Raw genomic sequence first — 13165 nt, forward strand, 5'->3', positions numbered from 1 at the left:
TCGCAGAATACGCGCGCGTCCACGATGCGGATCGGGTGGCGCGGTGGGAGACAATCCGGGGACGGTAGCGGGCGGCTCTAGACTGAGCCGGTGACTTTCGACAACGCGCGGGGACTCCCGACCCCTGGCCGGCCGGCCCCCACGTCACCGGACGTCTCCGCGACGCCATCGGTCGTGCAGAGCCTGCGCCGGCACGCCGACGGCGCGGTGCCGTTCTCCGTGGAATTCTCCCCGCCCCGCGACGAGGCGGGCGAGCAGCGGTTGTGGCGTGCGGTGCGCACGTTCGAGCGGATGCATCCGGCGTTCGTCTCGATGACCTACGGCGCCGGTGGGAGCACTCGGGATCGGACGGTGCGCGTCACCGGGGAGCTCGCTCTGCAGACCACCCTGTTACCGGTCGGCCATCTGACGGCGGTCGGGCACAGCGTCGCCGAATTGCGATCGATCGTCGGGGCCTACGCCGATTCCGGGATCAGCAATATTCTGGTGCTGCGCGGTGATCCACCGGGCGACCCGCTGGGCGAATGGCATAAACACCCCGAGGGGGTGGAGTACGCCGAGGAACTGGTGCGCATCGTGCGCGACCTGGGTGATTTCCATGTGGGGGTCGCGTCGTTCCCACAGGGGCATCACCGTTCGCTCGATCTCGACCACGACACCGCCCACCTGGCCGCGAAACTGCGTGCGGGCGCCGAGTATTCGATCACCCAGATGTTCTTCGACGTCGACGACTATCTACGGCTGCGCGACCGGGTCGCCGCCCTGGATCCGGCGGAGGGTGCCAAACCGATCATTCCGGAGCTGATGCCGATCACCTCGTTGCGCACTGTCGAGCGCGCCGAGCAGCTGTGCGGCCGGCCGTTGCCGGAACGGGTGATCGAGCGGTTGCGCCGGGCCGCCGGTTCGGGGCCGGAGGAAGATCGCGCCGCGGTCCGGGCCGCGGGTATCGAGATCGCCACCGAGATGGGGGAGCGGCTGATCGCCGAGGGCGCGCCGTGCCTGCACTTCATCACCCTGAACTTCGCCAAGGCCACCAGTGAGGTGCTGGCGAATCTGGGTTACGGAGTAACCGCCGCGCCGATCAGCGCCTGACCGGTGCCGGACGGCCGGAGCTCGAGCTCAGTCGGCCGAGGCGTAGACGTGGACGGCGATCCGGTCCTGCCGGCGGATCACTTCGAGCGCGCGGTCGTCGTGGCGCAGGATGAGCCCGGGAGCACCGTCGACCGGGTCGAGGATCTCGATACCCGCGATCCGTTCACCGGCGTGGTCCAGGCGATCGCCGGGCTTGGCCGCGATGAACACCCGGCCGTCGATGACCCACCAGGTGCCGGGCAGGCCCGGCAGCAACTCCGGCGATTCACTGAGCTGATGGCGGGCGACCGGTTCGCTGGTGCTGTGCGGGCTGCGCAGGCGGACCGAGCATCGCTCGAGCCATTGCGTCCACGTGGTATCGACGCTGGTGTGGCCGACGATGGTCATGGTGGCGCCTCCTCGAAACCCGGGCCGTGCGGCCCTGCCCGCCGGTCGTGCCGGGCGGATTCATCATCGGACCGGGCGCCCGCTGGGCACAAGACCAAGAATCACCGAGAATCCAGCTCTTGGCCGGGTGCCAGAGGGCGCCCCCGCCAGGTCAGCGCGTTGTTGTGGCGAGCGCGCTGTGAGTGTTGCCACAGCAGCAGGTAGGCGGCGACCGAGGCGGGGTGAGCGAGGGCGTCGACGAGATCGCCGCGGTCGGGCCCCCGGCCCGATTCCAGGGCGCGGGCCAGCAGCCGACCGGTGACCGCGGCGGTGTACCCGAGCAGGCCGATCCGCCGCAGCCGGCCGCGGCCCAGTACGGCCGCCAGCGGGGGTAGCCAGTACGCCCACGCCGCGGCGGCGCCCACCGCCACCCCGCCGACGACCGAACCGCCGTAGGCCGACCAGAGCCAGCGTTCGTAGCCGGTCACCAGTTCGTGCGCATTCCGGTACATGCGGGTACGCGCCAGTTCACCGGCGGCCACTACCGCGGTCCGGTCGCCGGCGGCGCGCAGGGCCCGGGCGATGTCGAGATCCTCGGTGACACTGCCGGCGACCGCCGCGTGACCGCCGATCGCGCGGTAGCGCGCCGCGTCGAAGACCAGGAACTGACCACAGGACACGACGGTCGAACCACGGGTACCGCGATCGGCCCAGGCGACCGGCAGAGTCGACGCCCACGACCAGCACAGCAGGGGTTGCACCAGGCGTTCGGCCACGGTCTCGGCGCGCTGTCGCGGCCAAGGCGCCAGCAACGCGACGCCGCGCTCCCGCAGACATGTCACCGCCGCGGCGATCGCGGTGGGTGCGAGCCGGACATCGGCGTCGAGGAAAACGAGCACCCCGCTTTCGCCACCGATCCGCCGGGCGTGGTCGTCGAGGGCGGCGCAGGCGGCGGCCTTTCCGGTCCAGCCCGGCGGCGGGCCGGTCGTGGCGCGCAGCAGCTCGCAGCGCGGGTCGCCGTCCATCGCCCGCAGCGCGTGCTCGGCGGTGCCGTCGCCGGAGGCGTCGTCGAGGACCAGGACGCGCAACCGCGCCACCCCGGTCTGGGCGCGCAGATCGGCGATCAGACCGGGGAGCAGGTCGGCTTCGTCACGGGCGGGCACGCAGACTGTGACGTTCTCGGTGACCTGGACAGGCGCGGGGGACAGCCGCGGTACGGTGCGCCGGTTCCAGGCGGTGAGCGCGGCGCCGACGACGGCGATACCGGTCCCGGCCGTCACCGCGCGCCGGCCCCACGGGTTCACGCGTTGGATTTGACCTCGTCCCACCAGCGTCGCAACGAGAAACCCGCCGGTGCGCCCGGACGGGGCGGATTGCGGTCCATATATGCGAGGGCGATGATCACGGCCGCGACCGCGAGGGTGATACCGCCGACGATCCCGGCCCAGCCCGCGAATGACCGCGTGTTCGGATCGGCGTAACCGACCTCGGCGCGGACGTTGCTGACCTCTCCCGCCGGGAGTTTCCAGGAGACCACCGAGTCGCCCTCACGGTTGCCGTTGGTCTTGGCGACCCGGGCCGGGAACGCCACACTCAGCTGCACATCGGACCCGTGCGGGGCCAAGGTCTCCAGGTCCACCCGGCCGTTGAGGCTGACCAGGTCGCCGTTGCGCTGGAACTTCAGGTCGAACAGGCCCTGCGCCTGCTCCGAGAGCTGCGCGAGTTGTTCCACCTCGCCGAAGTTGAGATCGTCGAAGTACACCTCGCTGCCGATGTACCCGTCCTGGTTGTACGGTTCGATCCGCACCTTGGCCGCCAAGGTTTCGGGGGCGGTGAGCTGCGGACCCTTGTCCTCACTGTTCTCCGGGACGACCGCGGCCACGATCCGGCCCGAGACCCGGTCGTTGGACGACAGGCCCATCGAGGCCTGGACGCGCAGGCAGCCTGCCAGCGCCGGGGTGAGCAGGGCGGCCAGTACGAGGGCGGCGGCTATCCGCGCCCGCAGGCGGCGGCGCGAGCGCGGAGCGGGGACCGGGGAGCCGGGTTTCGCGGTAACGGGACTCGGAGGCACGGATGACATGGTGCCAGGCCCGAACTCACCGACGCCATGCGACGGGCCCGACGGCCCGGCGATCGTGTGCGGCCCCGTATCCGGTGGCCTCGCGCGTCAGCCGGACCAGCAGCGGAACCCCCAGCACACCGAGGACCACGCTCCCGTAGGCGGCCGAATAAGGAAGTCCGAGGAACACCGCGTGCGCCAGTGCGGAGCCGAGCCAGGTCCACAGGAACATCAGGATCGGGACCCCGGGCCGCGCGGCTGCGCGAGCGGTCCGCTCCCATACGGTGAGCGCCGTGGCCATCACCGCCGCCACCGCCAGCCAGCCGAGATAGTTGGTGTACGGGATGGCCGCCAGGCCGGGCAGCCCCGCATCGATGTTCTGCCAATTCCACTGCCCGTCGGCCACCATCTGGGGATCCAGGAACAGGTCCCAGCCCACCGCGCCCACCGCGGTCGCGCCGATCCGCGCCGCCGGTCGCGGGCACAGCAGGCCCGCGACCACCCAGATCGGATACAGTCCGCCGGTCCATGCGAGCGGGACCACGAGCGGAACATCGAACAGTTGTGGTCCGATCCGTCCGTCCGCGTAGTCGTAGGCCCCGAACGGTAGCCCGGTCGCTGTGCCCACCGCCTCGGCCACCAGGCCGATACCGGACACGATCACCAGGAACCCGGCCGCGTAGCGGGGCCCGCGCGTCACCGCCGCGTGTAGCAGGGCGGTACCGGCTGTCAGCAGCACAACGGCCACCGTCACCGCGTCACGGGCCGCGCCGATGGTCAGCGGGTAGGCGATCTGGGTGCCGACCAGCACGGCGAGCAGACCCGTGGGAAGTACGTCCCGCAGGGCCGCCGCCGGACTCGCTAGCGGCGTATCCATCGGCGGATCCCGCGGCTGTCGCGCAGTACCAGGCGCGCGGCGGTACGTCCGCTGGCTCCGGACACGCCGCCCCCCGGGTGGGTCGACGCGCCGGTCAAGTACAGGCCGGGCGCGCCGGGCACCCGCTGCCCGGACAATTCCGGCAGGGGCCGCCACAGCATCATCTGGTCCAGGCTCATCTCCACATGCATCACATTGCCGCCGCGCAACCCCATCTCGCGTTCCAGATCCACCGGTGTCTGGACGTACCGGTCCAGCACCGAGCCCGCGAACCCGGGCGCGTACCGATCCACTTCACCGATGATCCGGTTCGCTTCGGTCTCGGCGTGCCGCGCCCATCCGCCCTCTTCGGCGAGGCGGTAGGGGTGCCACTGCGACCACAACGAGAGCTGATGCTGTCCGGCGGGCGCGATACTCGGGTCCAGGGCGCTGAAACTCATGGCGAGTACGACGGGCCGGGGTGGTAGCCGGCCGCCCAGGGCGCTGCCGTGCGCCAGCGCCAACCGGCGCCGATCCGAGACCAGCAATTGCAGTCCGGTCGCCGACTCGGCGGGCGCCGCGCCCGGGTACCGCGGGAGATCAGTGGTGGCGGCGCGCACCACCATGCCGATTCCGGGGCCCACCCGGATCTGCCGCTCCCACCGGCGCAGCGGTTCCGAATCGAAGCCGCCCGCGCGCAGCAGTTCCAGCGTGGTGAGGATATGGGTGCCCGCGACGACCGTGTCGGCGTCGTAGGCGCGCCCGGCCGCGGTGCCGACCCGCCAGCCGTCGACCCGGCGGGTCAGCGCGGTGACCGCGTCGCCGGCCGTGACCTCGCCGCCGTCGCCGCGAAACCGGGCGAGAAGCGCCTCGGTGAGGGCACCGCTGCCGCCCACCGCCCGGCCGGGCGGCAGGGTGTGCATGAGCGCCGCGAACGCCACCATCGGCGCCGTTCCCGGTTCGGACATGGGCGGTCCCGACTGCGCCCCGAACCACGCCAGTGCCGCCTTCAGCCGTTCGTCGTCGAACCAGGTGTCCAGCAGCGCGTCACCGGACTGCAGGAATTCCCGCGACAGCGCGCTGCCTCCCTCGCGGGCGTCCAGTCCCCAGAACGAGCGCAGCAGCCGGCCGCCGGTGGGCGCGCCGCCGAACGAGCGCATCACCCGCCGGGCCCGCGGCTCCCAGACGTCGACGAAGCGCCGGTAGGCGGCGGCGTCGCGGTCGCCGCAGGCGGCGGCCACCGACGCGCAGGTCCGTGCCAGGTCGCGGTGGAACACGATCGGCGGCGCCCCTGTCTCCGGGCAGGCCGGGGCGAAGGCCCAGGGGTCGCAATCGAGGTAACGCAGCCCGAAGCGCTCCAGCTCGAGGTCCTCGATGATTCCGGTGTGCCGGACCATCAGATGCGCCGAGGAACCCCGATCGACCCGGTGCCCGGGGAAACGCTCCACGGTCGATACGGCCCCGCCCAGGATGGTATCGCTCTCCAGGACATGGACCCGGCGTCCCGCCCGCGCCAGATAACATGCCGCCACCAGCGCGTTGTGGCCGGACCCGATGATCACGACACTCATGGCAGCAGCGGTAGTGACCGGCCGAGGATCCCGAAGCGGCGGTTATCGCCGGCGAACACGAAATCACGCAGGACATCGCGGAAACCCATCCGCCGGTACAGGCGCCAGGCCCGGTTGTCCTCTTCGCCGACCTCCGGAGTGGACAGCAGCACGGCCTGCTCGGGGCGGTCCCGCAGCAACCGCTGGAGCAGGGTCGCGCCGATACCGCGGCCCTGCGCGCTCGGGTGCACGTGGAGCTCGGTGAGTTCGAAATAGTCACCGAGCAACTGCGCGGTGGCCGGCTCGGGCCACCCGGCGCGGCGCATTCCCGCGTGCACCTGCTGCTGCCACCACTGATGGGGGCCGCCGCGATAGCCGTAGGCGATGGCGACGATCGGGGAACGGCGCAGGTCGAATGTGCCGTTGTCCTCGGGCACCACCGCCGCGACCGCGTGCCAGCCGGCCCGATGGGTGTGCTCGGTCCACATCGGCGCCCGATGGTGCTCGGTGCCGTGCGGATAGTCCATGGCTGCGACGTAGACCGCCAGTGCGTCGTGCAACCGGGCGCGCAGGGCGGTTACCGAGAGGTCGACGACGACCGGGACGGGGAGATTGTTCGACTTGACGGCTGTCATTGCGATATCGGTGGGCTCTTTCGCGGTCGGCAGGGCGGGGAGTTCGGGGCGCACGAACATGTCGGTGGTCGTCTCTATATTCAAGCTCGAGCCAAACGTTCGAAAGCCTGTTCGTCCCCGCGGTGCACGCTCAGCCTGCCATACCGGCGGACCGCCGCGGGGGGTGACAGGCGAGATACGGAGGGACGGCTATGTCGGATCGAAGCGTGCACCCGGTACAACCGGGTCGGGCGGGGATGCTGCTGCGGCGCGCCGACGGGCTGCTGATGGAAGCGGCGGGGGAGCGGGATCCGCGGGAACGTTTCCGCGTCGCCTACCTGGCGGCCCTGCGGGGCGCGGGGGCGGTGCTGGCGCTCACCGGCGCCGATACCGCGCCGCGGGCCCGCTCCCGTAATGCGTGGGTGATGTTGCAACGCGCCGCGCCCGAATTCGTGATGTGGGCGGACTATTTCAGTGGCCATTCCGCGACCCGGGCGGCACTCGAGGCCGGGTTGCCCCGGGCGATCGACGATATGGCCGCCGACGAGTTCTCCTCGCGTGTGGCCGCCTTTCTTCACGACGTCGAGGATCTCATCGCGCCGGCCGCTCGGCTGCGCGCCGCCGGTGAGGGAGACGACGCCTCCCGCTAGAAACCGCCGCCGACCCCCGGACCTCTGGATTCGGCTCGTCCCGGATTCGATCCGGCGACGAACTTCGTTCGGCTGCACCCATATGGTGGTACCGCTCTTGGCGAACTCGTATCATTGATGACAGATAGCCGCCAAGGGGTTATCTGTCGCCTACCCGGAGGCGACAGCCACGACCTAGTGCCGGGGGAGGTACCGTGCCACTCTCCGAGCACGAGCAGCGCATGCTCGAACAGATCGAGAGCGCGCTCTATGCTGAGGACCCGAAGTTCGCGTCGTCCGTCCGCGGTGGACGTCTTCGTACGACCTCGAGTCGCCGTCGACTCCAGGCCGCGGCCTTGTTCGTACTGGGCCTTGTCCTACTCGTCGCGGGTATCGCTCTTCCGGTGCGACCCGGCGGCTTTCCGATCATCAGTCTGATCGGGTTCATCGTGATGTTCGGCGCCGGAGTACTGCTCCTGCTCGGCGGCGCCAAGGGTGCCACGCCCGGCCGCGGCGGCGGTGCACCGAGCAATTCCGCCGGTTCCGGATCGTCGGAACGAGCGGCCGGCGGGCGTGGGCGTCCGCGCCGTTCCGGTGGGTTCACCGAGCGCATGGAGGATCGCTTCCGCCGAAGGTTCGAGGAGTAGCCGCCCGGCGTTCACGCCGGCCTACGGCCGACAGCGGTGCCGCACCTGGAACGGGTGCGGCACCGCTGTTCGCTGTGTGCTGTATTCGTTCGCTCACGGGATGCGCGCGTGACCGTCGCCCCGGTCGATCGTGCTTCGGACCACCTTTTCCCACCCCTCCCCACCGGCTTCCCCCACCGCGCCCCACCGCCCCGGTCGTAAAGGCGTGAACAGGGGGTTTGCTGGAAGTTGACGGGGCTCGCCGGCGCCGGTGGTCGGAGACGCGCGCAGGGAGGCAGAGCCCGCGAAAAGTTCACCCGGTCGGTGATAGCTGGGGTGACCTGCGAAATCTGACGGCCGGGGAGGCACATCACCCCGTGTTTCGATTGAAAGTGGGGGAAAGTGGGGTAATGTGGAGCGCGCACTACAGGAGAGGCCGCGAGGCACTCGACCGGCGTAGCCGGTCAACACCATTCGAGGTGGTCCGGTAGGAGGTATCGGGTTGTTTCTCGGTACTTACACACCTCGTCTGGACGACAAAGGGCGACTCACGTTGCCTGCGAAGTTTCGAGACGATCTGGCGGGAGGGTTGATGGTCACCAAAGGACAGGACCACAGCCTTGCCGTCTATCCGAAGGACGAGTTCAGTGCACTCGCCCGGCGCGCCGCGTCGGCCTCCCGGAGCAACCCGCAGGCGCGGGCCTTCATCCGGGCGCTGGCGGCGGGCACGGACGAACAGCGGCTGGATGCGCAGGGCCGGATCGTGTTGTCGGCCGAACATCGCCGGTACGCCAACCTCACCCGCGACTGTACGGTCATCGGCTCGGTCGACTTCCTGGAGATATGGGACAAACAGGCGTGGGAGACCTACCTCGCCGAGCACGAGGAGGACTACGCACAAGCGAGAGACGAGGCACTGGGCGGAATCTTCTAGCCCGCGCGAGTGCCACGCGGCCTCTGCCCGGATGCGGACCCTGACGTACTTCCCCGACGCCAGGTGCCGCTTCGGTCAGAGACCCCGCGGCATTCGTTACGTCACCGATTTTCCTTCTGTCGCTCACCCGTGGACGCGCCGGATCGAACGGCGGCGGCCGCATCTCGCGCAATCAATTGTTCGCCCGCTTCGGCGCCGGTGATTCGTATCCACCCCGGGTGCGGATGCGACCCGAATCGGGTCGCCACGGAGCGAGGCACGAATCCGGAGGTCGATTTGAACCGTGAGCAGCACGGCACGCGACACGTCCCTGTTCTGCTCACCCGCGCCGCCGAATTGCTCGATCCGGTACTCGGCGGGCCGGCGGCCGTCTATCTCGATGCCACGCTGGGGCTCGGCGGTCATGCCGAATACTTCCTGCGCACCCACGCCGATCTCCGGCTCATAGGTCTGGATCGCGATACCCGCGCGCTCGCGCTCACCACCGAACGGCTCCGGCCCTATGCCGACCGGATCACTCTGGTGCACACCCGATACGACGGAATCGCCGCAGCGCTCGCGCAGGCCGGTCTGCCGGCCACCGGTTCGGTCAGTGGGATCCTGATGGATCTCGGGGTCTCGTCCATGCAGTTGGACGAGGCGGAGCGGGGCTTCGCCTACTCCGTGGACGCCCCGCTGGATATGCGCATGGACGCGACCACCGGTCCGACCGCCGCCGATGTGCTCAATACCTACAGCCAGGGCGAGATCGCCCGGGTGCTGAAGGTCTACGGCGAGGAAAGGTTCGCGAACCGGATCGCCGCCGAGATCGTGCGGCGTCGCGCCCGGCAGCCGCTGCGTACCAGTGCCGAACTGGTGAGTCTGCTCTACGACACCATCCCCGCACCGGCCCGCCGGACCGGCGGCCACCCCGCCAAGCGCACCTTCCAGGCGCTGCGCGTGGAGGTCAACGGTGAACTGGATTCGCTGCGCGCGGCTCTCCCGGCCGCACTGGCAGCGCTGCGCCCGGGCGGTCGCATCGTGGTCATGTCCTACCAATCGCTCGAGGACCGGGTCGTCAAACACGAACTGGCCGAGCGCGCGAAATCGCGTACCCCGGTGGGTCTTCCGGTCGAACTCCCGGGCATGGGGCCGGAATTCCGCATCCTGACCAGGGGCGCCGAACAGGCCGGTCCCGCCGAAATCGAGGAGAACCCCCGCGCCGCGCCGGTCCGGATGCGCGCGGCCGAGAAGATCGCGCAGGAAGCGGGATGAAGCCGGGCACCGGCACCGGCCACGCCGCAGCGGTGGCCCGCGGAGCAGCGAATTCGCTTGTCCGCGTGGCGCGACTGCGGTACGACGGTGCGGATGCGATATGCCGATATCGCAGCGGTGCCCGCAAATTCGTGGTGTCAGGGGAGCACCGGCTGGGCATTACGGACCACAGCACAGGCGTACGCGGGCCGAAACCGCGGGCCATCACACCGATACGGGGGTGTCAGGTATGAGCGTGAGCACACGTACCGAGACCGGGCGACCGGCTCGGCGGGTACACGACGCGGAGCGGGTGAAATCCGGTGCCGCGCAGCGGGCCTACGCCCGGCGCCGGCAGCGCACCGGCGTGGCGCCGGTGGTCGCGCCGCGGTCGGAGCTGGCGGGGCGTGGACCGTTCGTCGCCGCCATCCTGGCCATGTTCGGCTGTGGTCTCGCGCTCACGCTGGTACTGACCACCCGCGCCGCCGAGGACAGCTACCAGCTCAGCGACGCGCGTGAGGCCAACCGGGTGCTCTCCGACGAACGCGCGGCATTGCAGCGGGAGGTCGCGGCCGCCGATTCCGCGCCCGAACTCGCCACTCGCGCCCGGGAACTGGGCATGATCCCGGCGGTGGATCCGGCGCGGCTGGTCGTCGCCGCGGATGGAACGGTCACCGTGGTCGGTGAACCGTTGCCCGCCCAGGGCCCGCCGGCCCCGCCGCTGAACGCACCCCGCGGCGGAGCCCCGCGCTCCGGCGCGGACCCGGGCGAGCGGATCGTGCCGGTCCCGGCGCTGCCGCGGTCGGACTCGGCCGTGCCGAGCCCCGGTGGGGTGCTCGCGGCCCCGGGGACCGATCCGACGCCGGCGTCGCAGCCGGGCGAGGGCGTCCCGGGCGTTCCCGGTCCGGCCGACGGTGTGGCACCGCCGGCTGCCCCGGCCGAGGAAACCCCTCCGGCCGGCGGAACCGCCCCGGCCGAGACGCCTGCGCCGGCCGACGGAATCGCACCGGCCGGCCTGTCCACTCCGGTCGAGGGTGATGCCCCGGCCGAAGCGCCCGCTCCGGTCGGAAATGCGGTCCCGGCGCCCGCGGATGTGTCGGGCGATGTCGAACCCACCTCGGTCGCGCCGTTGCCGCCCGTTACGGCGGGTGAGGAGATGCGATGAACCGGCGCGGGTCGGGACGCGGGCGCGAGGGGGCGCCGAAATCCCGAGCCGCGGCCGATCGCGGAAGAACGAAGAAGCGATCCACCGAGGTCGCTCGGTCCGCGCCCGCCCGCCCCCGGCCGCCCCGGCGACCACGGCCGGGTGGGCGTCCCGCCGCGAACGGGCCGGTGCGGGTCCGGCTCGGCGTAGGCCGGTTGATCATGCTGGTGGCGCTGACCGTGGTGGCCCTGCAACTGCTGTGGATCCAGACCATCGCCGCGCCGACGCTGTCGGCGCAGGCGGCCGGGCAGCGCACGGCCTACCAGGACCTACCCGCCACCCGCGGCACCATCACCGACCGCCATGGCAAATCCCTGGCCTTCACGATCACCGCCCAGTCGCTGAACTTCCAGCCCATCCGGGTGCGCAAGGATCTCGCCGACGCCCGGGCGAAGGACGATTCGGCGCCCGATCCGGATCGGCGGCTGGAAGATATCGCCCGGACCGTGCACCGGATCCTCGGTGACGAGGGACCCAAGGAATCCGAGCTGCTGGAGAAACTCCGCAGCGACCAGACCTTCGTGTACCTGGCCCGCAATGTCGATCCGCGGAAAGCCGACGAGATCACCGCGAAGTTCCCCGAGGTCGGTACCGAACGACAGGACCTGCGCGAATACCCGGGCGGTTCGCTCGCGGCCAATATCGTCGGGGCCACCGGCTGGGACGGCCACGGCCGGGTCGGGCTGGAGGCCTCGCTGGATTCGGCGCTGGCCGGCACCGACGGCTCCTACACCTATGACCGTGGCTCCGACGGGGCGGTCATTCCCGGTAGTCTCCGCGACCGCCAGCCCGCGGTGGACGGTAACAATGTCGAGCTCACCCTGGACTCCTACCTGCAGAATTACGTGCAGCAGCAGGTGCAGCAGGCCAAGGATCGCTCCGGTGCGAAATCGGCCTCCGCGGTGGTACTGGACGCCAAAACCGGCCAGGTGCTGGCCATGGCCAACGACAATACGTTCAATCCGGCGCTCGGACCGCAGCACTGGGACCCGGCCGGACTGGACAACCCGTCGGTGACCCAGCCCTTCGAACCGGGCTCGGTCAACAAGGTGGTCACCGCGGCCGCGGCCGTCGAATACGGTCTCACCACGCCGGAGGAGGTGCACCAGGTACCCGGCCGGATCGATATGTCCGGGGTGACCGTCGGTGACGCCTGGGAGCACGACGTCACCCCCTACACCACCACCGGGATCTTCGGTAAGTCCTCCAACGTGGGCACCCTGATGCTGGCGCAGCGGGTCGGCGAGGACCGGTTCGCCGATATGCTCGAACGCTTCGGCCTGGGCCGGCGCACCGAGGTCGGACTGCCGGGCGAGAGTTCCGGCCTGCTGCCCGCCCGGGACCAGTGGTCCGGCGGTACGTTCGCGAACCTGCCCATCGGGCAGGGGCTTTCGATGACCACCTTGCAGATGACCGGTATGTACCAGGCCATCGCCAACGACGGGCTCCGGATGCCGCCGCGTATCGTGCGCGCCGTCGTCGCACCCGACGGAACCCGCACCGAGGAGCCGGCGCCCGACGGGGTACGTGTAGTGAGTCCCGAGACCGCGCGCACGCTGCGCACCATGTTCCAGTCGGTGGTCCAGAACGATCCGACCGGAGTGCAGATGGGCACCGGTGCCGCCGCCGCTGTCGACGGATACCGGATCGCCGGGAAAACCGGGACAGCGCAGCAGGTCGACCCGAACTGCGGTTGTTATTCCAGCTCCTCGTATTGGATCACTTTCGCCGGTATCGCGCCTGCGGACAACCCGCGCTATGTCATCGGGCTGATGCTCGACGCGCCGGTGCGCAGTTCCGACGGCAGCGGCGGGCAGTCGGCCGCGCCGCTGTTCCACGACATCGCCTCCTGGGCGTTGCAGCGGGATCGGATTGCGCCGTCGAGCGAACCGGAACGGCAGTTCGTCCTGCAGGTGTCGTGATTCGGCGAACCGGCTTACCCGACCGTGACCCGGCGTCGGTAACCTGACTCGTCGTCGTATCCGCGCTTCATCATGCAGAG

At 70.5% G+C, this 13165-nt stretch carries 13 protein-coding genes; 7 read left to right on the plus strand and 6 right to left on the minus strand.

Annotated features, from left to right (window positions below; genetic code table 11):
- The first annotated feature begins 90 nt into the window (after positions 1–90).
- Positions 91–1092 carry a methylenetetrahydrofolate reductase gene (locus tag NS4_RS23450; protein WP_063061659.1) on the plus strand — a complete coding sequence of 334 codons (1002 nt, stop codon included), beginning with the start codon at positions 91–93 and terminating at the stop codon, positions 1090–1092.
- Positions 1093–1119: 27 nt separating this feature from the next.
- Here NS4_RS23450 and NS4_RS23455 read toward each other — a convergent pair whose 3' ends face one another.
- From NS4_RS23455 to NS4_RS23480, 6 genes are all read right to left on the minus strand, one after another.
- On the minus strand, positions 1120–1479 hold the full coding sequence (locus tag NS4_RS23455; protein WP_063061660.1) for a hypothetical protein: 360 nt from the start codon (positions 1477–1479) through the stop codon (positions 1120–1122).
- A 101-nt stretch (positions 1480–1580) separates the two neighbouring features.
- Positions 1581–2762, minus strand: coding sequence for a glycosyltransferase family 2 protein (locus NS4_RS23460; RefSeq protein WP_063061661.1), 1182 nt, complete (start codon positions 2760–2762; stop codon positions 1581–1583).
- Positions 2759–3538 carry an LppM family (lipo)protein gene (locus tag NS4_RS23465; protein WP_063061662.1) on the minus strand — a complete coding sequence of 260 codons (780 nt, stop codon included), beginning with the start codon at positions 3536–3538 and terminating at the stop codon, positions 2759–2761. The genes NS4_RS23460 and NS4_RS23465 overlap by 4 nt, the downstream gene beginning before the upstream one ends.
- A 16-nt stretch (positions 3539–3554) precedes the next feature.
- Complete coding sequence (locus NS4_RS23470) at positions 3555–4394, minus strand: carotenoid biosynthesis protein (protein WP_084487634.1); 840 nt, start codon at positions 4392–4394, stop codon at positions 3555–3557.
- Positions 4379–5944: a phytoene desaturase family protein gene (locus NS4_RS23475; RefSeq protein ID WP_063061663.1), complete on the minus strand. Its 1566-nt coding sequence runs from the start codon at positions 5942–5944 to the stop codon at positions 4379–4381. Before NS4_RS23475 ends, NS4_RS23470 begins: the two co-directional genes overlap by 16 nt.
- Positions 5941–6558, minus strand: a complete 618-nt coding sequence (locus NS4_RS23480; RefSeq protein WP_063061690.1) for a GNAT family N-acetyltransferase — start codon at positions 6556–6558, stop codon at positions 5941–5943. Before NS4_RS23480 ends, NS4_RS23475 begins: the two co-directional genes overlap by 4 nt.
- A 236-nt stretch (positions 6559–6794) precedes the next feature.
- Here NS4_RS23480 and NS4_RS23485 point away from each other — a divergent pair, with 236 nt between their 5' ends.
- From NS4_RS23485 to NS4_RS23510, 6 genes are all read left to right on the plus strand, one after another.
- The gene (locus tag NS4_RS23485; RefSeq protein ID WP_063061664.1) at positions 6795–7187 is read left to right on the plus strand and encodes an SAV_6107 family HEPN domain-containing protein; all 393 of its coding nucleotides are present in this window, start codon (positions 6795–6797) and stop codon (positions 7185–7187) included.
- A 194-nt stretch (positions 7188–7381) separates the two neighbouring features.
- A complete protein-coding gene (locus NS4_RS23490; RefSeq protein WP_063061665.1) occupies positions 7382–7813 on the plus strand; it encodes an SCO2097 family morphological protein in 432 nt (143 codons plus the stop codon).
- Positions 7814–8294: 481 nt separating this feature from the next.
- Positions 8295–8726 (plus strand): division/cell wall cluster transcriptional repressor MraZ, encoded by a 432-nt coding sequence (mraZ, locus tag NS4_RS23495; RefSeq protein WP_063061666.1) that lies wholly within the window; start codon positions 8295–8297, stop codon positions 8724–8726.
- Positions 8727–9002: 276 nt separating this feature from the next.
- Complete coding sequence (gene rsmH / locus NS4_RS23500) at positions 9003–9980, plus strand: 16S rRNA (cytosine(1402)-N(4))-methyltransferase RsmH (RefSeq protein WP_063061691.1); 978 nt, start codon at positions 9003–9005, stop codon at positions 9978–9980.
- A 235-nt stretch (positions 9981–10215) separates the two neighbouring features.
- Positions 10216–11124 (plus strand): cell division protein FtsL, encoded by a 909-nt coding sequence (gene ftsL, locus NS4_RS32840; protein ID WP_174552127.1) that lies wholly within the window; start codon positions 10216–10218, stop codon positions 11122–11124.
- A complete protein-coding gene (locus NS4_RS23510; protein WP_084487635.1) occupies positions 11121–13085 on the plus strand; it encodes a peptidoglycan D,D-transpeptidase FtsI family protein in 1965 nt (654 codons plus the stop codon). The genes ftsL and NS4_RS23510 overlap by 4 nt, the downstream gene beginning before the upstream one ends.
- The last annotated feature ends 80 nt before the right edge of the window (positions 13086–13165 follow it).

The organism is Nocardia sienata NBRC 100364, assembly GCF_001613205.1.
In the GTDB taxonomy this organism is placed as follows: domain Bacteria; phylum Actinomycetota; class Actinomycetes; order Mycobacteriales; family Mycobacteriaceae; genus Nocardia; species Nocardia sienata.

What these genes read in the sequence shown, in the direction of transcription:
- NS4_RS23455 (WP_063061660.1), bottom strand. Translation starts at nt 1,479, where the DNA reads ATGACCATCGTCGGCCACACCAGCGTCGATACCACGTGGACGCAATGG.
- NS4_RS23465 (WP_063061662.1), bottom strand. Translation starts at nt 3,538, where the DNA reads ATGTCATCCGTGCCTCCGAGTCCCGTTACCGCGAAACCCGGCTCCCCG.
- NS4_RS23470 (WP_084487634.1), bottom strand. Translation starts at nt 4,394, where the DNA reads ATGGATACGCCGCTAGCGAGTCCGGCGGCGGCCCTGCGGGACGTACTT.
- NS4_RS23475 (WP_063061663.1), bottom strand. Translation starts at nt 5,944, where the DNA reads ATGAGTGTCGTGATCATCGGGTCCGGCCACAACGCGCTGGTGGCGGCA.
- NS4_RS23480 (WP_063061690.1), bottom strand. Translation starts at nt 6,558, where the DNA reads ATGACAGCCGTCAAGTCGAACAATCTCCCCGTCCCGGTCGTCGTCGAC.
- NS4_RS23485 (WP_063061664.1), top strand. Translation starts at nt 6,795, where the DNA reads ATGCTGCTGCGGCGCGCCGACGGGCTGCTGATGGAAGCGGCGGGGGAG.
- NS4_RS23510 (WP_084487635.1), top strand. Translation starts at nt 11,121, where the DNA reads ATGAACCGGCGCGGGTCGGGACGCGGGCGCGAGGGGGCGCCGAAATCC.